Raw genomic sequence first — 20,082 nt, forward strand, 5'->3', positions numbered from 1 at the left:
GGCCTGAGGGTACTTCGGCCGCTCGCTGGGTCGTCGTCGAAATCCCTTGGACATGTGGACGATAATCGACGGTATGCCTCGGCAGATCACCACTGAAGAGCAACTGCGAGCAGTCGTGGGCCACCCGTCGGAGTACGTCGCGAACAAGGTCGCCGACCGTCTCGCGCCGATCCATCGCGAGTGGCTCGCCCACAGCCGCCTTGCGTTCGTCGCCACGACTGACGCCGCCGGACGCGTCGACGTCTCACCCAAGGGCGATCCCGCCGGCTTCGTCCATATTCTTGACGACACGACGATCGCGATTCCGGAACGGCCAGGCAATAAGCGCGTTGACGGTTACCTGAATGTGCTTCAACGGCCCAGTGTCGGAACGATTTTCGTGGTGCCCGGTCGCGGCGATACGCTGCGGATCAACGGGCAGGCCCGGATCGTCGCGGACGCCGACTACTTCGACGTGATGGCCGTCAACGGCAACCAGCCGATCCTCGCGCTGGAAATCAACGTCGAGGACGTCTTCTTCCACTGCGCGAAAGCATTCCTGCGTTCGGACGCATGGCAACCGGAGACGTGGAAGCCGGACGCGGTGCCCAGCACCGCGGAGATAGCACACCAGATTCGCAAGGACGCCGACTTCAAGCAGCTTGAGGAGTACTACAGCGAAGCGAACTACCGCAAGCTGTTGTATTGAGCGTTGATAAGCGGCGCAACCACTTTCGTCACTCCAGTCTCCCCGGGCGGGCGGTGATCGAATTGCCCGTATCTTAGCGACAATCGCGATGTTCCTCGATCGGCCTTCGGCCGCAACAGATCTTGTCGCTAAGATACGGGCACATCCAACTTTGCCTCCGGCCGGTGACGCGTGTGGCGTATGTGAATGCGTGTCCGAACCTACCCGTTGACCTTGGCAATCACGCGCTCGGCGAACTTCTCGAGATGGCGGACCTTGTCGTCCAGCGGCTCGGTATCGGAGCCCATGATGTAGGGCATCCGGAAGCCCACGATGACGTCGGTGACGCCCTTGTCCTCCAACCGCTTCACCCCGTCGACCATGAAACCGTCCCCGGAGATGACGTGGATCTCGAACGGCCCGGTGTTGCCCTCCTCCTCGCGCAGCTGCGCGAGCCGCTCCAGAAGTTGGTCGAGCTCCTCGGGAGAGCCGCCCCCGTGCATCCACCCGTCGCAGCGCGCCGCGCGCCGCAACGCCGCCTCAGCGTGACCGCCGATCAGGATCGGGAGCGGCTCTGACGGCGCCGGGGTCATCTTGGTCGTCGGGATGTCGTAGAACTCGCCGTGGAACTCGAAGTACTCGCCGGTGGTCAGGCCGCGGATGATTGCGATGCACTCGTCCATCCGCTTGCCGCGCTTGGCGAATGGCACGCCCATCAACTCGTAGTCCTCGGGCCAGGGGCTGGTGCCGACGCCCAGCCCGAGCCGATTGCCGAAAACCGCGGCCAGCGAGCCCGCCTGCTTGGCCACCAGCGCGGGCGGCCGGATCGGCAGCTTGAGCACGAAGAAGTTGAACCGCATCGTGGTCGTGACCGCCAGCAGCGCTCCGGCCAGCACGAACGCCTCGACGAAAGCCTTGCCGTCGAGGAACTCGCGGTTGCCGTCAGGGGTGTACGGGTACGTCGAATCCGACTCGAGGGGATAGGCGACGCTGTCCGCGATGGTCATCGCGTCGTATCCGGCGGCCTCGGCAGCCTTGGCCAACGGCACATAGAACGTCGGGTCGGTCATGGCTTCGGCGAAGGTGAATCGCATCGCCGAACCTTACAGCTCGTTCTCCGGCCCGATTGCGGCCCACACCATCTTCCCGGTCGGCGTCGGCGCGTTGCCCCACTCTCGGCACAGGGCGGCCACAATCGCGACGCCCGAGATGTCGGTGGCCAAGCCGCCGCAACGCTCGGTCCGGGTGGCCAATGCCGAGCTGTTGTCCCCGACCGCCACCGTGACTATGTCGTCGACGTTGTCGAGGCGGACCACAGGAGCGCTGTCGGTATGCGCGAACACGTTTTCGACGAACACGGTGACGACGAGCTTGGCGACCGAGATCAGCTCGGGCCTCGACCATTCCCTTAGCCAGGCGGCTACCAACTCACGTGACTCATGAATGCACGACGTCGCACGCGGGAACTCGGTGTGAGTACGTCGCCGCACGGTGCAACAGCGTCGGCAGCGCAGCGCCCCAGCGGCTTCGGCGATCGACGCGAATATCGGTATCCGCCGGGAAATGCCTTGGCGAGCAATCGCTTCGCCAGGGCCTTCGCCGTTACAAACGAGAGCCATCGGCGTGCGAGGCCACCGGCCGATGTGCCAGCAGGCGCTGCTCAGCGCCGTCAGTGCCGATGGCTCGGGTACCACGAGTGAGGACAGGTCAACGATGACGCCTTCAGGTTCATCGATCGCGGCGGAGATGATCGCGTTGCGAAGCGACAAGTAAGTCGAGCCGTCCAGGAAGCCATGCGGCTGAAGCACGTTCGTCGTCGTCTCCGGTGCTCGGGAGAAGACGAGGTTGTGCGCGTAATCAGCTGGCATTCCGCCTGCTCCCACCCCGGGCATTTGTAGAACATTCTTCGAGCTATTCAGAGGGCATACCCGGGTGGACGCCGTGGCACTCCTGTTGCCGGCTATTGCCGACGGGATGCCAAGGAAATCTAATCTGGCTCATAGTGTTGGGGCGCATACTCGCGACCGTGACCGACATTCATCGCTACATCGCTGAAGAAATCGCCACGGATCACGTCGAGGGGTTGTTATCGAGGCGAGAGGCTGTGCGCAGACTGGCTCTGCTCGGTTTGACAGCAGGCGCGGCCAGCGCCCTCATCGCAGCGTGCGGGACGCCGGAGAACAAAGGGAGCGGATCGTCGACCGCGAGTTCGAGTACCGCCGCCTCAGGTTCGTCGTCGGGCACATCGTCGCCCCCATCCTCTCCGCCGCCCGGTATGGACAAGGCGCTGCCGACCCAGCCGGTGACATGGGCTGGGCCCAATGGCGAGCTGCAGGGTGCGTGGGCGGAGGCGCCCAACGCGCGAGGCGGCGTGCTGGTCATTCACGAGAACAAAGGTCTCAACGACTGGGTGCGTTCAGTCGCCGGACGATTTGCTGGCGTGGGTTATTCAGCGCTGGCGATCGATCTGCTGTCGGAAGAGGGTGGCACCGCGAAGGTGGGTGGCGACGCCGAGGCGCAAACCGCGTTGGCCAACATCTCGAAGAGCTCGCCCGAGCGATTCGTCGGAGATCTCAAGTCCGGCGTCGGCGAGCTCCAGAACCGCGTGCCTGACAAGAAGGTCGCCGCGGTGGGGTTCTGTTTCGGCGGCGGGATGGTGTGGCAGTTGCTGGCCTCAGGCGAGCCGCAACTCGCAGCGGCGGTGCCGTTCTACGGTCCGCTGCCGGACAATCCCGATTTCGGAGGATCGAAGGCTGCGGTGTTGGCGATCTACGGTGCGCTCGACAACCGCGTCACCTCGACCAAGGACGCGGCGGTGGCGGCGCTGAACAAGGCCGGTCTGGTCAATGAGGTGGTCGTCGAGGAAAACGCAGACCACGCGTTCTTCAATGACACCGGACCGCGGTACAACCCGACGGCCTCTGCCAATGCCTGGAGCAAGGTGCAGGACTGGCTCGGCCGCTACGTCTGAGCGGCGTACGGCGGCGCACCGACGCCGGCGATCGAGTAGCTGCCCCACGGTGTGGTTTCGACGATGCGTGCGTCCACGCCGCATTGGTCGACGGTCAATCTGACCGGCCGCGAGGGTAATTCGGCTGTCGTATCGAATACCGTTCCCTGCCAATGGTATTTGCCATCGATCGGGTCCAGGCGGCCGGTGAGTCGTACTCGGACGGAATACTCCTCGTCACCGACCGTCAGCTGCGCGGGACCGTCGTAGACCTGTCGCTGCGAGCCGGCGTCCACCTCGAACGCCCGCGGGGGGGCGGTGACACGCCCGCGTTCGACGTACTGCTGCTGCGCACTGCGTCGTACTTCGATTCGCGTACCGCCCTTGTCACGCATCAGCTGAAGACAGTCAGCGATGTAGCGTCCCTGCTGCTCCGCGATCGTGGCCTGGTCGCCCATCGGTGAATCAGGCCCGAGCACCGTGAAGTAGTTGGGCGACCCGTGGACCGCGACCCCTAGGTACGCTTCGGCACCGCATCCGGAGGCGAGAATGATCGCGTCGGCGCCGTGATGCGTGCCGTCGGTGGTCTCGACGCCTGCGCGGGTGATTCGGCGCACGGGCGAGGGGACGGTATGCGGCCCGGATCGCTCGGGAAGATGCGGTAACCAGCGGCGCCTGATTCTTCTGGTCTGCCAGGTCGGCGGACAGTCGAATACGGTCACCGTCGCGCCGGAAAGCGCGGAAACGACGTGCGCCGCGCGATTGCCGATGACGGCGACGCGCCTGCCGGCCGGGTCGAAATCCGCAGGCCACGCCGCATAGTGGAACAGCGATCCCTCGAAGTCGTTGCAGCCCGCCATGTTTGGTGTCGGTACCTGGTGCAGTGTGCGGGTATCGACGACGATGCGGGTTACGTGGCTCTCGCCGGTGACCGTCTGCAGCTGCCACGTGTCGGTGGCGCCGTCGAACACCGCTGCAGTGATGTCGGGAAGCTGCAGAGTGTGGAGTTGATCAAGGAATTCGGCGAGAAAACGTGCCTTGACGTCGTCGCCGATGATCGCTACGTCGATCACAGGAAGTGGGTGCGCTTCCACATCCGCCGCGCGATCGGACCCATCATGCCGACCTCTTGCAGGAACGCCGCCAGCGGAGCGAAGCCATCGCGCTGAGCCTCGTGGTAGTGCGGGTTCGCGCGAGCGACCCTTCGCGCCGCCCGGCCGTCGAGCCCGGCGCGGCTGTAGGGGACCGGGCTGGTGAACAGATATCGGAAGAAGTAGCCGCCGAGCCCGTTGACATTGGCCACCAGGAACTTGTTGAACCTGGGCATCTCGACGACGCGCTTGCGCACGCCGTCCCGGGCGAACTGGATGTGCCGCGCCTCTTCAGTGACGTGAATCCGCATGAGCCGCTGCACCATTGGCTGCAGCTCGGCGTCATCCATCATCTGCCGCTGCAGTGAGTCGAAGATCTCCTCGCCGATCAGAGCGGCGACCCAGAGGAACGATCCGCGGAATGCGAGCGGTAATGCGTTGATCGCCCAGCGCTGGTAACGCCGCGGACGCACCGGTCTGGCCCCCACGCGTTCGATCGCCGTGCCGAACATCACCATGTGCCGGGTCTCGTCGCCAAGTTCGGTGAGCGCGTAATGCGTTGCGGCCGACGTTGGGTCCTTGTGCAGGATGTCGCGCAGCAGCGACTGGTTCAGCATGTTCTCGAACCAGATCCCCGCCGACAGCGTGTTGACGAACTCCTGGCGCGACACCTCGATCTGCTGCGCCCGGCTCATGGACTCCCAGAGCGGTGTGCCGTACAGCGAGATGGTTTTGGGCGGCAGGTAGTACTTGTCGGGATCGAGCGGCGCGTCCCAGTCGATGTCGACGACGGGTTCGTAGGACTTCTTGACCGAGCCTTTGAGCAGCCGCTCTGCGAACTCTTCGCGCGTGGGAGCCTGCTCTTTCGCCACAGATGACGTCATCGCAGCCGTCCCTTCGTCGGGGTTGTCCATGTGTAAGTTAAGTCGGCAAAGCGCAGTAGTCAATACCCCCGGTACCGGATACTTTTGTCCGCACCGGCTAGCCTTGCCGACGTGACGCGCCGCATCCATGTCATCGGAATAGGCGCGGGCGATCCGGCTCACGTCACCGCACAGGCGGTTTCGGCGCTCAACGACACCGACGTGTTCTTCGTGGTGGACAAGGGCGAAAGTTCGAGCGACCTGGTCGGCTGGCGCTACGACGTCTGCGCGCGGTTTATCGAGCGCTCGCGCGCGTACCGGTTCGCCGAACTCGTTGACCCCCCGCGGGAGCGCACCGGCGACTACACCGCGGCGGTGACCGAGTGGCATGCGGCGCGCGCGCGACTGTGGGCCCAGGCGATCGAGACGCAGCAAGCGCCCGACGAGGTCGGCGCGTTCCTGGCATGGGGCGATCCGTCGGTGTACGACAGCACTCTTCGGATCCTCGACACCGTCGGTGCACACGTCGACATCGACTACGACGTGATCCCGGGCATCACCGCGATCCAGGCGCTTACCGCACGACATCGCATACCGCTCAACGACATTGGCGAGCCGGTGCTGATTTCGACGGGGCGCAGGCTGGACCCCGGCTTCACCGGAACCGTCGTCGTGATGCTCGACGGGGACTGCGCGTTCCGAAAGTGCCCGCCGGACACGCGAATCTGGTGGGGGGCCTACCTCGGCACTCCGTACGAGCTGTTGATGTCGGGCACGGTCGGCGAGATCGGGCAGCAGATCGTCGCGGCGCGAGCCGACGCGCGTGCACGGCACGGCTGGATCATGGATACGTACCTACTGCGATCGCCAAAGTAGGCCTTTTCCGCTCGCCGCCATGGCATTATCAGGCGCATGTGGCCCTTCCTGCTCCGCACGGTGCTGACGGGGTTCGCGCTGTGGGTGGTCACCAAATTGATCCACGGGATCAACTTCGTCGGCTACCACAACCAGCTTCAGGAGATGGGCGTCATCTTCGTCGTCGCGCTGGTGTTCGGCGTCGTGAACTCCTTCGTCAAACCGATCGTGCAGATCATCTCGATCCCGCTGTACATCCTCACTTTGGGGCTGATCCACATCGTGATCAACGCGTTCATGCTGTGGATCACGGCCTGGCTGACCGACAACGTCACCGGCGGGTGGGGGCTGCACATCGACGAGTTCTGGTGGACGGCCATCTGGGCGGCGATCCTGCTGTCGATCGTGAGCTGGCTGCTGGGGCTGCTGGTCCGCGACACCGAGCGCGAGCGCGCACGCCGGGACTGAACCGGCACACTGGAGTCATGCCAGAACTCCCCGAGGTCGAGGCACTGGCCGACCACCTGCGTCGGCACGCCGTCGGCCTGACGATCGGGCGGGTCGACGTTTCAGCGTTCTCGGTGCTCAAGACCTTCGACCCGGCGATCTCGGTGCTGCACGGCCAGACGGTCACGGGCGCGGACCGGTGGGGAAAGTACCTCGGGATGGATGTCGGCGACCTGCATCTGATTACGCATCTGTCCCGGGCGGGCTGGCTGCGGTGGTCGGACAAGCTGGCCGCCGCTCCGCTCAAGCCCGGGAAGGGGCCGATCGCGCTGCGAGTGCACCTCGGTCCGCCGGGGGAGGCTCCCGGCTTCGACCTGACCGAGGCAGGAACTCAGAAGCGGCTCGCGGTCTGGCTTGTCGACGATCCGTCGAAAGTGCCCGGGATCGCCGCATTGGGTCCGGACGCTCTGGAGATCTCGCCCGACGGCCTCGAGACGCTGCTGGCGGCCAACAGCGGGCGGCTCAAAACCGTCATCACCGACCAGAAGGTGATCGCGGGCATCGGCAACGCGTACAGCGACGAGATTCTTCACGTCGCGAAACTGTCGCCGTTCGCGACGGCGTCGAAATTGTCCGCCCAGCAGGTGTCCGCCTTGCACGACGCGATGGTCTCGGTGCTCACCGACGCGGTGAGCCGCTCGGTGGGCCAGCAGGCGGCGACATTGAAGGGTGAAAAGCGTTCGGGGTTGCGGGTTCATGACCGCACGGGTTTGCCATGCCCGGTATGCGGCGACACTGTGCGCGAAGTGTCGTTCGCAGACAAGTCTTTTCAGTACTGCCCGACGTGTCAGACCGGGGGCAAGATACTGGCCGACCGGCGAATGTCGCGGCTGCTCAAATAGTTACGACGAGACCGCGCACGCGCCGCGGTCCGCCATGACCGGGCCCGCCGCAGACGGCGTGACGTCGAAGTCGAAGATCGCGGTCGGCAGATACAGCGAGCAGCATGCGTTCGGGATGTCGACGACGCCGCTGACCCTGCCCTCGATGGGCGCGGCGCCCAGCAGAAGGTACGCCTGCGCACCCGAGTAGCCGAACTTCTGAAGGTAGGCAACGGCATTCAGGCATGCATTGCGATAGGCCACCGTGGCATCGTTGTACAACTGCGTATCAGTGTCGTGCTGTACACCGATGCCGATGAACGTCAGGAACTCCGAATAGCGCGGCTCGACGTTGCCCGGCATCAGGATCGGGTTCGTCGTCACCCCGTAGGTCTCCATGCCGCCCTTGATGAGGTCGATGTGGAAGTCGATGAACCCACCCATCTCGATGGCCCCGCAGAAGGTGATCTCGCCGTCGCCCTGGCTGAAGTGGAGGTCCCCGCCGGAGAACAGCGCGCCCGGCACGTGCACCGGATAGAACACCCGTGAACCGCGGGTGAAGTTCTTGATGTCGTGGTTGCCGCCGTTCTCCCTGGCCGGCACGGTCCGGGCGCCGTCGCGACCGATGGCGGCGAGGACGTCGCCGCTTGCGGTGCCACCCAGCACCGATTCCTCGAGCGGAGGGAGCGCCAGCGGCGGTACCCGGTCGGGGTCGGTGGCGATGAGTGCGCGTTCGCGGGCGTTCCACCGTGTGAGCAGCTCGGGCGAGGGCGCCGTGCCGAACAGACCCGGGTGGGTGATGCCGGTGAACTCGACGCCGTTGATGTGGCGCGACGTGCACTTCTGGCCGGCGAAATCCCAAATCGCCTTGTAGGCGTCGGGGAATTGGTCGGTGAGGAACCCGCCGCCGTTGGCCTTCGCGAAGATGCCCGTGTATCCCCAGCCCTGGCCGGGTGCGTCGCCGACTTCTTGCGGCACGGGCCCGAGATCGAGAATGTCCACCACGAGCAGATCACCAGGCTCAGCGCCCTCGACATAGATCGGGCCCGACAGCATGTGCGCGTGGGTGAGATCGACGTCGCGGACATCGTTGGCGGAGTCGTTGTTGCCGATCTGGCCATCCGTCCATTCACGGCATTCGACACGGACCGACTGGCCGGGTCGCACGTGAACGGCGGGCGGGATGTCGGGGTGCCAGCGGTTGTGTCCTGGCACGGCCTGATCGCGCATCGAGCGGGCCTGATCGACGGAGAAGACGACGTCGGGCATGGAGACCTCCGGTCAGGGGCGGGGCAAACGGGCGTGTCGCGGATCGGTCGTCACAGGTGTCGCGCGCCGGGCGCGGCCCGGCACCGACGACACGACTCGCGGGGCATCGGCGCTGGCGGCGCTGCCGTCGAGAGCTCGGCGCAAGGCGGCATCCAGTGACGGCAGTGCGGGCGGGCCGAACACTCGGCGCGCGCTCGAACCGCAAACACAGGTGACGGCGGCGCCTGCTTCGGACATCGGCTGCAGGCGGTCGAAGTCCCCGCACTGTGAGCACCGATATCCGTACGTCGGCATGCTCACCTCCGCCTTCTCTCGTGAAATTCATTGCAACACAAAGCGTCATGCCTCGCACGTCGAGCGATCTGGTGCTCGCTGCCATGCGGGTGACGTGCGTCGATAAGCTGTTCGGATGACTCGCCAGAGGATCCTGATCACCGGCGCCAGCTCAGGCCTCGGCGCCGGCATGGCGCGGGCGTTCGCTGCAAAGGGCCGCGACCTTGCGCTGTGCGCCCGTCGCACCGACCGTCTCGAGGAGCTGAAAAGCGAGCTGACGTCCCGTCATCCCGGCATCACCGTCGCCGTCGCCGAACTCGACGTCAACGACCACGAACAGGTGCCGAAGGTGTTCGCCGCGCTCGCCGACGAACTCGGCGGCATCGACCGGGTGATCGTCAACGCCGGCATCGGCAAGGGCGCGCCGCTCGGCTCGGGCAAGCTGTGGGCGAACAAGGCCACCATCGAGACCAACCTGGTCAGCGCTCTGGTGCAGATCGAAACCGCGCTCGAGATGTTCAAGGCGGCGGGGTCCGGGCATCTGGTGCTGATCTCATCGGTGCTCGGCAACAAGGGAGTGCCGGGCGTCAAGGCGGCGTACGCGGCGAGCAAGGCGGGCGTCTCGTCACTCGGCGAATCATTGCGCGCTGAGTACCCGAAGGGCCCGATCCGCGTGACCGTCATCGAGCCCGGCTACATCGAGTCGGAGATGACCGCGAAGTCCGGAAGCACAATGCTGATGGTGGACAACGAAACCGGTGTGCGCGCCATGGTCGACGCGATCGAGCGCGAGCGGGGAAGGGCCATCGTGCCGAGCTGGCCGTGGTTGCCGCTGGTGCAGCTGCTGAAACTGCTACCCCCGCGGCTGACCAAGCCCTTCGCCTAGGCGGTGCGGCCGCGCTCCTCGCGGTAGCGGCGCACCAAGGCGTCCGTGGAGCTGTCGGACTGCTGCGCGGGCGAAGCCTCGGCGGTGAGCACCGGCAGCAGTGCCTTGGCCTGTGTCTTGCCGAGCTCGACGCCCCACTGGTCGAACGAGTCGATACCGAAGATCACCCCCTCGGTGAAGACGATGTGCTCGTACAGAGCAATCAACTGCCCCACCGTTGACGGCGTCAACTCTGTCGCCAAAATCGTTGTGGTGGGCCGGTTTCCGGGCATCACCTTGTGGGCAACCACATCGGCGGGCGTGCCTTCGGCGGCGATCTCCTCCGCCGTCTTGCCGAACGCCAGCACCTGCGTCTGCGCGAAAAGGTTGCTCATCAGCAGGTCGTGCATGCTGCCGGTGCCGTCCGCGGTCGGCAGGTCGTCGGTGGGCACCGAGAACCCGATGAAATCAGCCGGAATCAGCCGCGTGCCCTGGTGCAGCAGTTGGTAGAACGCGTGCTGGCCGTTGGTTCCCGGCTCACCCCAGAAGATTTCGCCCGTCGACGTGGTCACTGGTGAGCCGTTGGCGCGCACGGACTTTCCGTTCGACTCCATCGTCAGCTGCTGCAGGTATGCGGGAAAACGCGCCATGTCGTTCGAGTAGGGCAGTACCGCCCGCGTCTCCGCCCCGAAGAAGCAGTTGTACCAGACACCGATAAGCCCAAGCAGCGCAGGTGCATTCGCTTCCAAGGGCGCGGTCCTGAAGTGCTCGTCGACCGCATGGAACCCTGCGAGGAATTCGGCGAAGCGCTCCTTGCCGATCGCGGCCATTAACGACAGCCCGATCGCCGAGTCCACCGAATAGCGGCCCCCCACCCAGTCCCAGAAGCCGAACATGTTGTCGGTGTTGATGCCGAACGCGTCGACCAGCTTGGCGTTCGTCGAGACCGCCACGAAGTGCTTCGACACCGCCGCGTCACCGAGTGCATCCGTCAGCCACCGCCGCGCGGCCGTCGCGTTCGTCAGCGTCTCGAGCGTCGAAAACGTCTTGGACGCAATGATGAACAGCGTCTTCGCCGGGTCCAGACCGTCGAGCTTGGCCACCAGGTCCGCAGGGTCGACGTTCGACACGAACCGTGCCGAGACGCCCGCGTCTGCATAGTGCCGCAGCGCTTGATAGACCATCACCGGACCGAGATCTGAACCGCCGATGCCGATGTTGACGACGGTGGTGATCCGTTCACCGGACGCACCGGTCCACTCGCCGCTGCGCAGCCGGTCGGTGAAGTCGCCCATCCGGTCCAGCACCTCGTGCACGTCGGCGACGACGTTCTGGCCGTCGACCACCAGCTCGGCGCCTTTGGGCAGACGCAGCGCGGTGTGGAGTACCGCGCGATCCTCGGAGGTGTTGATGTGCACGCCTGCGAACATGTCGTCGCGATGGCGTTCGAAGCCGGCCGCCCGAGCGAGATCGACCAGCAGCGCGAGTGTCTCGCGCGTGACGCGGTGCTTGCTGTAATCGACATACAGATCGCCGACCTCGACCGTCAGCTCCGTTCCACGAGCCGGGTCGTCGGCGAACATCGTGCGCAGGGTTTGAGAGCCGATCTGCTCGTGATGACGCTGCAGGGCACTCCATGCTGAGGTCGCGGTGATGTCTGGGAGTTGCGCAGTGGCGGCCATATCCCGACCCTAATGCCGACCGGGTTGCAGCGGATAGAACAGGGAACGAACCGTGTGCGGTTTAGTCGCCCAGCCGACGGGTACCGCAACGTGGGTACACCTGAACAAGGGGAATTGCCTTGGCTGTCAGCAGCAGAACTGTGCGTCGCCTGTCCGCCGCGATCGCTGCGGCTTCGTTGCTCGGGATGGGCGTTCTGGCGTCCTGCGACGACGAGAGCAAGGCCCCGGACAACGGGCCGGCGCGCTCACAAAGCTCCTCGTCGACGACGGTCCCCAAGACCGTGATGACCACGTCGGTGATGACCAACGGGCCCGTCGGCTGAGGCGGTTTTTGCCGTCGGGGTAGTGCGTACGGGCACCGAACGGGTAAATGATTGACGTATGGATACCGCCAAGCTCTTGTCATCCGTTCCCACCGGCGTATGGATCGGCGGTGAGGAACGCTCCGGCGCCAAGACCTTCGACGTGCGGGACCCCTCCGACGACACGGTGTTGATCTCCGTCGCCGACGCCACCCCAGCAGACGCGACCGCCGCGCTCGATGCCGCCGCCGGAGTGCAGGCCGAATGGGCCGCGACGGCGCCCCGGAAACGCGGCGAAATCCTGCGCGCCGTGTTCGAGTCGCTCACCGACCATGCCGACGACCTCGCGACGCTGATGACGTTGGAGATGGGTAAGGTCCTGCCCGAGAGCAAGACCGAAGCGACATACGGCTCGGAGTTCTTCCGCTGGTTCGCCGAAGAGGCGGTTCGCATCCACGGCCGCTATACCCCAAGCCCCGCGGGCACCGGGCGAATCCTCGTCACTAAGCAGGCCGTTGGCCCGTGCTATGCGATCACACCGTGGAACTTCCCGCTGGCCATGGGAACTCGCAAGATCGGTCCCGCGCTGGCCTCGGGCTGCACGATGATCGTCAAGCCCGCGCAGGAAACCCCGCTGACGATGCTGTTCCTGGCCAAGCTGATCGACGAGGCCGGCCTGCCCAAGGGCGTGCTGTCGATCCTGCCGACCACCGACGCGCGCGGCGTCACCGGCGCGCTGCTCGCCGACGCACGGCTGCGCAAGCTGACGTTCACCGGATCCACCGGCGTGGGCAAGGCGCTGGTCAAACAAGGCGCCGACAAGCTGCTGCGCATGTCCATGGAACTCGGCGGCAACGCGCCGTTCGTCGTTTTCGACGACGCCGACGTCGACGCGGCCGTTGACGGCGCGATCCTGGCCAAGATGCGCAACGGCGGCGAGGCGTGCACGGCCGCCAATCGCTTCCACGTCGCCAACGCGGTCCGCGAGGAGTTCACCGAGAAAATGGTCAAGCGGATGAGCGAGTTCACGCTCGGCAACGGCCTCGACTCGTCGTCGACGCTGGGACCGCTGATCAACGCCGATCAGCGGGAGAAGGTCACCGAGCTGGTCGACGACGCCGTCAAGCGCGGCGCAACCATCGCCATCGGCGGCAAGGTCCCCGACGGCCCAGGCCATTTCTACCCCGCGACCGTGCTCACCGACGTCCCCGCCGACGCCCGCATCCTGCGGGAAGAAGTGTTTGGGCCCGTCGCGCCGATCACCGGCTTCGACACCGAGGACGACGGCGTCGCGGCAGCCAACGACACCGAATTCGGTTTGGCCGCCTACATTTACACGCAATCGCTGGACCGCGCGCTGCGGGTGGCCGAGGCAATCGAGTCCGGCATGATCGGCGTCAACCGCGGCGTGATCTCCGATCCGGCGGCGCCGTTCGGCGGGGTCAAGGAGTCCGGGTTCGGTCGGGAAGGCGGTTTCGAGGGCATCGAGGAGTACCTCGAAACCAAGTACATCGGCCTGACGAACTAGCCGCTGCAAAAGTCCCCGACACGCCGAGGTTGTCGGGCTGCGTCCACAACTCGCGCCCATAGACTTTCGCGGTGAGCAACCGCGTTGGGCCGCAAGCGGTTCGGCGCCGTGCAGGTGAGCGGCGCCGGTCAGGCATCCCCGCACTTGACGGCGTACGGGCGATCGCTGTCGCCCTCGTGTTGGTCAGCCACGGCGGAATCGCCGGCATGCAGGGCGGGTTCATCGGCGTCGATGTCTTCTTCGTTCTCAGCGGCTTCCTGATCACGTCGCTTCTTCTCGACGAGCTGGACTACACCGGCCGGATCGACCTCGGCGGGTTCTGGCGACGACGCGCGAAGCGGTTGCTGCCCGCGCTGGTCGTCATGGTCCTCGCGGTCGCCACGGCCAGCGAGTTCTTCCCACCCGATTCGGTGGTTCGGCTCCGCGACGACGCCGTCGCGGCATTCGTCTGGATCGCGAACTGGAGCTTCATCGCCCGCGACACCGACTACTTCAGCGAGGGGGGCACGCCGTCGCCGCTGCAGCACACCTGGTCGCTGGGCGTCGAGGAGCAGTACTACTTCCTGTGGCCACTTCTGGTGATGGGAGTGGCCGGGCTGATCGCGCTGGTGGCCAGACGCCGTCGCCGGCTGGTCATGGGCAACACGGTGCGACTATTCGTCTTCGGCGTGGCGGCGGCGGGTGCTGCCGGCTCGGCCGCGGCTGCCGTTCTCATGGCGTCGGACAGCTCGCTCAACCGCGTGTACTTCGGCACGGATACGCGTGCTCAGGCGCTGCTCATCGGTGCGGCCGCATCGGCACTGCTCGTGCGCGAATGGCCGGCGCTGACCGCCGGGCGCTCGGCGATCCGGTCCAGATGGTGCAAGTGGCTCGCCCGGCCGCTGCCGGTGCTGGGCATCGCCGGTCTGGCCGCTTGCGTGCACTACGCCACCGGGAGCTCCTCAGAGTTCCGGCACGGCATGCTGACGTTGACGGCCCTGGCGGCGGTCGCGGTGATCGTGCCGGTCGCGTTGGACCAACAGGGCCTGGTGGCGCGGATGCTGGCGTTGCGACCGCTGGTGTGGCTAGGGGCGATCTCGTACGGCGTGTACCTCTGGCATTGGCCTGTCTTCCTGTTCCTCAACGGCGAACGCACAGGTTGGTCGGGGCCGTCGTTGTTCGGTGTCCGGTGCGCGGCGACGATCGCGCTGGCGGCGGTGTCGTGGTGGGCGATCGAGCAGCCCATCCGTAAGTGGCGGCCCGCGAAGGTGCCGTTGCTGCCGTTGGCGGGCGCAACGGTCGGCACGGCGATCGCGGTGACCGTCGTCCTCATTCCGGTGGCCACGAGGGCAGACGGCGGCGACCTGTCGGCGGCGTCGATGGCGGCCACGCAGACAATCGAGCGTCCGGTGGTGGTGGCGCAACGAAATGCGAAAACGGGCCGGGTGGTGTCGGTGTTCGGCGACTCGGTCGGATGGACGTTGATGCGCCATCTACCGGAGACGCCGGGCTTCACGTTCGTCAACCACACTTTGATCGGCTGCGGCCTCGTACGCGGCGGCGCGTACCGCTATTCCCAGGAAAAGGGCGATACGAAGGCCGAATGCGATTCGTGGCCGAGCAGCTGGGCCGGGCAGATCGCTCAGGACCGCCCGGATGTGGTGTTGCTGGTGGTCGGGCGCTGGGAGACCGTCGACCATCTCATGGACGGTCAGTGGACGCACGTCGGCGATCCCGCGTTCGACGCGTACCTGACCAGCGAACTGCGGCAAGCTCTGGACATCCTCGGCTCCACCGGAGCGAAGGTCGTCGTGACCACCGAGCCGTACAACAGGCGCGCCGAGAAGCCCGACGGCAGCCTGTATCCCGAGGATCAGCCTGACCGCCCCGACCACTGGAATGCATTGGTGCGCAAGGTCGTCGGGCAATACCCGAACGCCGTCGTGCTCGACTTCAACAAGAAGCTCTGCCCCGGCGGGGCCTATACAACGAAGGTCGACGGCGTCAAGATGCGCAGTGACGGCGTGCACCCGACGGCCGAGGCCGTGAAGTGGCTGACGCCGTGGCTGCTCGACGCGCTGCACTAACACTCACACCGCGAAATGGAATTCCATGTACTGAATCCGCGTGGATTACGACGCTGGTTTCCGTCTCGCGAGCCGGTGCTTAGCGGCCGAGGCGGCCGCGGCCCAGCCGCAGCAGCAGCATCGCGAGGTCTTTGCCCTCGGGGCCGAGCTCGCTGTAGCGCTCGATCACCTTCATCTCACGGCTGTGCACCAGCCGTGTGCCGCCCGACGCCATCCGGGCCTTGCCGATTTCCTGAGACACCTCGGTGCGCCGTTTCACGGCAGCCAGGATCTCGGCGTCCAGCCGGTCGATCTCGTGGCGCAGATCGTCGATGTCGGATTGTGGTTCGGTCTCAATCGTCATTGGTTGTGCGTCCTCTTCATGTGTGGATTCTGTCGGTTCGCGGACCATTCCCTCTCCGGCCTCACACAAGAGACGAGCCCCGGATCCGGAAGCGGACCGCGGGGCTCTGAAGTGCAGCTACACCACGGGTACCGCTGGCGGGTACCCGTAGAAAAATCGCCGACTGTAGAGCACGAATCGAGTGTGCCACCAGAGTGCGTGCCAAAGCAAAATACTGTCGCCCGGTGGCGGTAAGTTTGGACGGACATGACCGCGCATTTGTTCGATTCGCACGCGAGCCCCCAGACCAACGAACTGCTCGACGGGCTCAACCCGCAACAGCGGCAGGCGGTTCTGCACGAGGGCTCGCCGCTGCTCATCGTCGCGGGCGCCGGGTCGGGCAAGACGGCGGTGCTCACCCGCAGGATCGCCTACCTGCTGGCCGCCAGGGAGGTCGGTCCGGGTCAGGTTCTCGCGATCACGTTCACCAACAAAGCCGCCGCCGAGATGCGCGAACGGGTGATCAGCCTCGTTGGCCAGCGCGCCAGGGCGATGTGGGTGTCCACGTTCCACTCGATGTGCGTGCGGATCCTGCGCAACCAGGCCTCACTGCTGCCCGGTCTGAACTCCAACTTCTCGATCTACGACGCCGACGACTCCCGCCGTTTGCTGATGCTCATCGCCAAAGACATGGGCCTGGATACCAAGAAGTATTCCCCACGGCTGCTTGCCAATTGCATCTCGAATCTGAAGAACGAACTGGTCGATCCAGAGCAGGCAGTTGCGGACTTGTCCGCCGACTCCGCCGAGCTGACCCGCATCACCGCCGAAGCATTCAGCGAGTACCAGCGCAGGCTGCGGGCAGCGAACGCCCTTGACTTCGACGACCTCATCGGTGAAACCGTTGCTGTGCTGCAACGGTTTCCGCAGATAGCGCAGTACTACCGCAGGCGGTTCCGGCACATTCTCGTCGACGAGTACCAGGACACCAACCACGCGCAATACGTCTTGGTGCGAGAGCTGGCGGGTACGGACAGTGATGACGACGTACCACCGGCGGAGCTGGTCGTGGTCGGCGACGCGGACCAGTCGATTTATGCGTTCCGAGGTGCGACGATCCGCAACATCGAGGACTTCGAACGCGATTATCCTGAGGCGAAAACCATTATGCTGGAGCAGAATTACCGCTCCACGCAGAACATCCTGACAGCCGCCAACTCCGTCATCAAGAACAACAGCGGACGTCGCGAGAAGCGGCTGTGGACCGATTCGGGCGACGGAGAGTTGATCGTCGGCTACGTCGCCGACAACGAGCACGACGAAGCCGCCTTTGTCGCAAGCGAGATCGACCGCCTCTCCGACGCAGGCGACATCACCTACAACGACGTCGCGGTGTTCTACCGCACCAACAACTCCTCACGTTCTCTCGAAGAGGTGTTCATCAGGGCCGGCATCCCGTACAAGGTGGTCGGTGGCGTTAGGTTCTATGAGCGCAAGGAGATTCGCGACATCGTCGCGTACCTGCGGGTGCTCGACAACCCCGGCGACGCGGTGAGCTTAAGGCGGATCCTCAACACTCCCCGCCGTGGTATCGGCGACCGCGCCGAGGCATGCGTCGCGGTGTATGCGGAGAACACCGGCGCCACGTTCGCCGATGCGCTGCAGGCCGCCGCCGAGGGTCGAGTGCCGATGCTGAATACCCGTGCAGAGAAGGCGATCTCGGCGTTCGTCGAACTGATCGACGATCTGCGCTCCCGACTCGGCGACGAGCTCGGCGAATTGGTCGAGGCAGTGCTGAACCGCACGGGCTACCGCGCCGAGCTCGAGGCGTCCAGTGATCCGCAGGACATGGCGCGCCTCGACAACCTCAATGAATTGGTCAGTGTCGCACACGAATTCAGCATCGACCTGGCCAACGCTGAAGCGCTGCGGGAAAGCGACGACGAGGATGTTCCTGACACCGGCGCACTGGCGGCTTTCCTCGAGCGGGTATCGCTCGTCGCCGACGCCGACGAGATCCCCGAGCACGGCGCTGGCGTGGTGACGATGATGACGTTGCACACCGCCAAGGGCTTGGAGTTTCCCGTCGTGTTCGTCACTGGCTGGGAGGACGGCATGTTCCCCCACATGCGCGCGCTGGGCGATCCGATGGAGTTGTCCGAGGAGCGCCGGCTTGCTTACGTGGGGATCACCCGGGCGCGCCAGCGCCTCTACGTCACTCGCGCGAAGGTGCGGTCGTCGTGGGGTCAGCCGATGATGAACCCCGAATCCCGCTTCCTGCGCGAAATCCCGCAACATCTCGTTGATTGGCGCCGGGTGGACTCGACGCCTGCGCCCAGCGCCCCCGTCAGCGGCGCGGGCCGTTTCGGAACGCCGCGGCCGTCGCCGGCGCGATCCGCTGCGGGCAAGCGCGCGCTGCTGGTGCTCGAACCCGGTGACCGGGTGAGCCACGACAAGTACGGCCTCGGGCGCGTCGAGGAGGTTTCAGGAGTCGGCGAATCGGCGATGTCGCTGATCGACTTCGGCAGTGCCGGCCGGGTCAAGTTGATGCACAACCACGCTCCCGTGCACAAGCTCTGATCAGTCGGCGCGCTGCAGACACCACCGTTTCGTCGGCGGCAGCAGCGTCAGCAGTATCGTGACGATGGGAAAGATCATCAACACGAGCAATACTGCTGTCCCCATGCCCGTGATCTGCGACACCATGACGCTGCTGGCGCCCTTGGCGCCCTTGACGCCCTTGGCGATTCTGTCACCCAAGTCGGCCAGGATGACGATTGAGACAAGCTCTATCGCGATGACGATTCCGCTCGCACCGACGATCAGCCACCTCGCGTAGGAGCGTTTGCGCAGCAATTGGACTCCACCCACGATCAGCACGATGGCGACGAAGAAGGCCGAAACCCACGTCGTCACCGAATACGCCTTCCACCAGCCGGGAAGAATCTGCATTGTGTCGGCGTAGTCAGATGAGCCCGTGTCGGATATTCCGGTGATTGCGACAAGGGTTTGATGCGCGGCCCCAAGGAAACTCAGCACAGCAGCCGCAATCGCGGTCCCTCCGCTCGCTGAATTCTGCGGCGGCTGTTGGTAGTACGGCTGGAACTGCTGGGGAGGAAGCCCAGGCTGCTCAGGGTACTGCGGATAGTGCTGGGGCTGTTCCGGGTAGGGCTCGGGTTGCTGAGAGTGCCGCGGATATGGCTGGGGCTGCTGGGGGTACGCCGGGTAGGGCTGGGGCTGTTGGGGGTACTGCGGGTAGGGCTGCGGCTGCTCGGGCGGCATCCAATCGCTCATTCGAGGACCTTCCGCTCGGCTGCCAACAACTGTCCAGGAAAATTCTAGGGATACCGACCGGCCTCAGCCGGGTTTCGTCCACTTCCATGTGGCCGGGGCGATCGCCAACGCAATCGTCAGCGCCGGCAGCACGGGAAACGCATAGACCACTCCCGCCATGTGCGCGCCGGCGATGAAGATACCCGAGAAAATCAGGATCGCCAGGACCGCGGCGACGACGGTGACAACGACGCCCATGCGACGGCGGAGCATCAACATGATCACCCCGGCAATCGTGCAGGCGCCGAACACCGCGGTGAGGAACGCGACTCCGAAGGTGAACAGTCGGTCCGTCTTCCACCAGGCGGTGATCAAGCCGGTCGCCACCACCGCGGTGGCCCAGCCGCTGATGATGCTGACCGCCGAAGCCATCACTGCAGTCGCATTGCTCGGCGGCCGCTGTCCTGGAATCCGCACGGGCCGTTGCCTGAAGATGTGCGTCGCGTCGTCGTCGTCGACCGCAGGCTGCAACGTGTCTGGTTGGGGCCCAATGATGCTGGTGCGGGTGTCGTCGCTCAGCGGCTCGGGGATGGGCCCGGTCGGATGCCGTCGGATGATCGAGGTCCGGGTGTCGTCGCTGACGGGCATCGGACCGCTGAACTCCCGGAAGATTCGCGGCCCCTCATCCGAGGTTTCGCTGGTGTCCTCGCCCGAGGGTTCGCTGCGCGGTTCGTCGGAAGAGGTCACC

Annotated in this window: 20 protein-coding genes and 1 pseudogene; 11 read left to right on the forward strand and 10 right to left on the reverse strand. The window is 65.4% G+C overall.

Annotation, left to right across the window (positions count from 1 at the left end):
• The first annotated feature begins 73 nt into the window (after positions 1–73).
• A complete protein-coding gene (locus QOH60_RS02020) occupies positions 74–688 on the forward strand; it encodes a pyridoxamine 5'-phosphate oxidase family protein (RefSeq protein WP_526416559.1) in 615 nt (204 codons plus the stop codon).
• Positions 689–888: 200 nt separating this feature from the next.
• Here the strand turns inward: QOH60_RS02020 and QOH60_RS02025 are convergent, their stop codons facing one another.
• Positions 889–1,761: an LLM class flavin-dependent oxidoreductase gene (locus QOH60_RS02025; protein WP_526416561.1), complete on the reverse strand. Its 873-nt coding sequence runs from the start codon at positions 1,759–1,761 to the stop codon at positions 889–891.
• A 9-nt stretch (positions 1,762–1,770) separates the two neighbouring features.
• Positions 1,771–2,535, reverse strand: coding sequence for an ATP-binding protein (locus QOH60_RS02030; RefSeq protein WP_526416563.1), 765 nt, complete (start codon positions 2,533–2,535; stop codon positions 1,771–1,773).
• 158 nt (positions 2,536–2,693) lie between these two features.
• Between QOH60_RS02030 and QOH60_RS02035 the strand changes: the two genes are divergently transcribed.
• On the forward strand, positions 2,694–3,638 hold the full coding sequence (locus QOH60_RS02035; protein WP_526416565.1) for a dienelactone hydrolase family protein: 945 nt from the start codon (positions 2,694–2,696) through the stop codon (positions 3,636–3,638).
• Here QOH60_RS02035 and QOH60_RS02040 read toward each other — a convergent pair.
• Positions 3,629–4,690: a DUF4873 domain-containing protein gene (locus QOH60_RS02040; RefSeq protein ID WP_526416567.1), complete on the reverse strand. Its 1,062-nt coding sequence runs from the start codon at positions 4,688–4,690 to the stop codon at positions 3,629–3,631. The genes QOH60_RS02035 and QOH60_RS02040 overlap by 10 nt on opposite strands.
• Positions 4,687–5,592, reverse strand: coding sequence for a diiron oxygenase (locus QOH60_RS02045; RefSeq protein ID WP_526416569.1), 906 nt, complete (start codon positions 5,590–5,592; stop codon positions 4,687–4,689). The genes QOH60_RS02040 and QOH60_RS02045 overlap by 4 nt, the downstream gene beginning before the upstream one ends.
• 111 nt (positions 5,593–5,703) lie before the next feature.
• Here QOH60_RS02045 and cobF point away from each other — a divergent pair, with 111 nt between their 5' ends.
• The 4 genes and pseudogenes from cobF to QOH60_RS02065 all read left to right on the forward strand — a co-directional run bounded on the left by cobF (position 5,704) and on the right by QOH60_RS02065 (position 7,775).
• On the forward strand, positions 5,704–6,447 hold the full coding sequence (gene cobF, locus QOH60_RS02050) for a precorrin-6A synthase (deacetylating) (RefSeq protein WP_526416571.1): 744 nt from the start codon (positions 5,704–5,706) through the stop codon (positions 6,445–6,447).
• Between the two features lie 36 nt (positions 6,448–6,483).
• Complete coding sequence (locus tag QOH60_RS02055) at positions 6,484–6,894, forward strand: phage holin family protein (protein ID WP_526416573.1); 411 nt, start codon at positions 6,484–6,486, stop codon at positions 6,892–6,894.
• Between the two features lie 17 nt (positions 6,895–6,911).
• A pseudogene (locus tag QOH60_RS02060) lies at positions 6,912–7,154 on the forward strand (DNA-formamidopyrimidine glycosylase family protein); the annotation flags it as partial.
• A 153-nt stretch (positions 7,155–7,307) separates the two neighbouring features.
• On the forward strand, positions 7,308–7,775 hold the full coding sequence (locus QOH60_RS02065) for a zinc finger domain-containing protein (RefSeq protein ID WP_526416641.1): 468 nt from the start codon (positions 7,308–7,310) through the stop codon (positions 7,773–7,775).
• Here QOH60_RS02065 and fmdA read toward each other — a convergent pair whose 3' ends face one another.
• Entirely contained in the window at positions 7,776–9,023 is a 1,248-nt protein-coding gene (gene fmdA / locus QOH60_RS02070) for a formamidase (RefSeq protein WP_526416575.1), read from the reverse strand.
• Positions 9,024–9,035: 12 nt separating this feature from the next.
• Complete coding sequence (locus tag QOH60_RS02075; RefSeq protein WP_526416643.1) at positions 9,036–9,317, reverse strand: FmdB family zinc ribbon protein; 282 nt, start codon at positions 9,315–9,317, stop codon at positions 9,036–9,038.
• Between the two features lie 115 nt (positions 9,318–9,432).
• Here QOH60_RS02075 and QOH60_RS02080 point away from each other — a divergent pair, with 115 nt between their 5' ends.
• Complete coding sequence (locus QOH60_RS02080; RefSeq protein WP_526416577.1) at positions 9,433–10,182, forward strand: SDR family oxidoreductase; 750 nt, start codon at positions 9,433–9,435, stop codon at positions 10,180–10,182.
• Here QOH60_RS02080 and pgi read toward each other — a convergent pair.
• A complete protein-coding gene (gene pgi / locus QOH60_RS02085) occupies positions 10,179–11,843 on the reverse strand; it encodes a glucose-6-phosphate isomerase (RefSeq protein WP_526416579.1) in 1,665 nt (554 codons plus the stop codon). The genes QOH60_RS02080 and pgi overlap by 4 nt on opposite strands.
• Positions 11,844–11,983: 140 nt before the next feature.
• Here pgi and QOH60_RS02090 point away from each other — a divergent pair, with 140 nt between their 5' ends.
• The 3 genes from QOH60_RS02090 to QOH60_RS02100 all read left to right on the forward strand — a co-directional run bounded on the left by QOH60_RS02090 (position 11,984) and on the right by QOH60_RS02100 (position 15,739).
• On the forward strand, positions 11,984–12,166 hold the full coding sequence (locus QOH60_RS02090) for a hypothetical protein (protein ID WP_526416581.1): 183 nt from the start codon (positions 11,984–11,986) through the stop codon (positions 12,164–12,166).
• A gap of 58 nt (positions 12,167–12,224) precedes the next feature.
• Positions 12,225–13,673, forward strand: coding sequence for an NAD-dependent succinate-semialdehyde dehydrogenase (locus tag QOH60_RS02095; protein ID WP_526416583.1), 1,449 nt, complete (start codon positions 12,225–12,227; stop codon positions 13,671–13,673).
• A gap of 71 nt (positions 13,674–13,744) precedes the next feature.
• On the forward strand, positions 13,745–15,739 hold the full coding sequence (locus QOH60_RS02100) for an acyltransferase family protein (RefSeq protein WP_526416585.1): 1,995 nt from the start codon (positions 13,745–13,747) through the stop codon (positions 15,737–15,739).
• A gap of 79 nt (positions 15,740–15,818) precedes the next feature.
• On the opposite strand, the gene QOH60_RS02105 is transcribed toward QOH60_RS02100, so the two are convergent.
• A complete protein-coding gene (locus tag QOH60_RS02105; RefSeq protein ID WP_526416587.1) occupies positions 15,819–16,130 on the reverse strand; it encodes a chorismate mutase in 312 nt (103 codons plus the stop codon).
• A gap of 198 nt (positions 16,131–16,328) precedes the next feature.
• Between QOH60_RS02105 and pcrA the strand changes: the two genes are divergently transcribed.
• A complete protein-coding gene (pcrA, locus tag QOH60_RS02110; protein ID WP_526416589.1) occupies positions 16,329–18,641 on the forward strand; it encodes a DNA helicase PcrA in 2,313 nt (770 codons plus the stop codon).
• Here the strand turns inward: pcrA and QOH60_RS02115 are convergent, their stop codons facing one another.
• Both QOH60_RS02115 and QOH60_RS02120 read right to left on the reverse strand, forming a co-directional pair.
• A complete protein-coding gene (locus QOH60_RS02115) occupies positions 18,642–19,355 on the reverse strand; it encodes a hypothetical protein (RefSeq protein ID WP_526416591.1) in 714 nt (237 codons plus the stop codon). It abuts the gene before it with no gap.
• 63 nt (positions 19,356–19,418) lie between these two features.
• Entirely contained in the window at positions 19,419–20,081 is a 663-nt protein-coding gene (locus QOH60_RS02120) for a hypothetical protein (RefSeq protein ID WP_526416593.1), read from the reverse strand.
• Between the last annotated feature and the right edge of the window lies 1 nt (position 20,082).

The sequence above is a fragment of the Mycobacterium sp. genome (assembly GCF_032159765.1).
GTDB lineage: Bacteria > Actinomycetota > Actinomycetes > Mycobacteriales > Mycobacteriaceae > Mycobacterium.

Bases quoted from the DNA above. Each gene is read 5' to 3' on its own strand.
- QOH60_RS02020 (WP_526416559.1), top strand. From the start codon at position 74: ATGCCTCGGCAGATCACCACTGAAGAGCAACTGCGAGCAGTCGTGGGC.
- QOH60_RS02025 (WP_526416561.1), bottom strand. From the start codon at position 1,761: ATGCGATTCACCTTCGCCGAAGCCATGACCGACCCGACGTTCTATGTG.
- QOH60_RS02030 (WP_526416563.1), bottom strand. From the start codon at position 2,535: ATGCCAGCTGATTACGCGCACAACCTCGTCTTCTCCCGAGCACCGGAG.
- QOH60_RS02045 (WP_526416569.1), bottom strand. From the start codon at position 5,592: ATGACGTCATCTGTGGCGAAAGAGCAGGCTCCCACGCGCGAAGAGTTC.
- QOH60_RS02055 (WP_526416573.1), top strand. From the start codon at position 6,484: ATGTGGCCCTTCCTGCTCCGCACGGTGCTGACGGGGTTCGCGCTGTGG.
- fmdA (WP_526416575.1), bottom strand. From the start codon at position 9,023: ATGCCCGACGTCGTCTTCTCCGTCGATCAGGCCCGCTCGATGCGCGAT.
- QOH60_RS02075 (WP_526416643.1), bottom strand. From the start codon at position 9,317: ATGCCGACGTACGGATATCGGTGCTCACAGTGCGGGGACTTCGACCGC.
- QOH60_RS02080 (WP_526416577.1), top strand. From the start codon at position 9,433: ATGACTCGCCAGAGGATCCTGATCACCGGCGCCAGCTCAGGCCTCGGC.
- pgi (WP_526416579.1), bottom strand. From the start codon at position 11,843: ATGGCCGCCACTGCGCAACTCCCAGACATCACCGCGACCTCAGCATGG.
- QOH60_RS02095 (WP_526416583.1), top strand. From the start codon at position 12,225: ATGGATACCGCCAAGCTCTTGTCATCCGTTCCCACCGGCGTATGGATC.
- QOH60_RS02105 (WP_526416587.1), bottom strand. From the start codon at position 16,130: ATGGTCCGCGAACCGACAGAATCCACACATGAAGAGGACGCACAACCA.
- pcrA (WP_526416589.1), top strand. From the start codon at position 16,329: ATGACCGCGCATTTGTTCGATTCGCACGCGAGCCCCCAGACCAACGAA.
- QOH60_RS02115 (WP_526416591.1), bottom strand. From the start codon at position 19,355: ATGAGCGATTGGATGCCGCCCGAGCAGCCGCAGCCCTACCCGCAGTAC.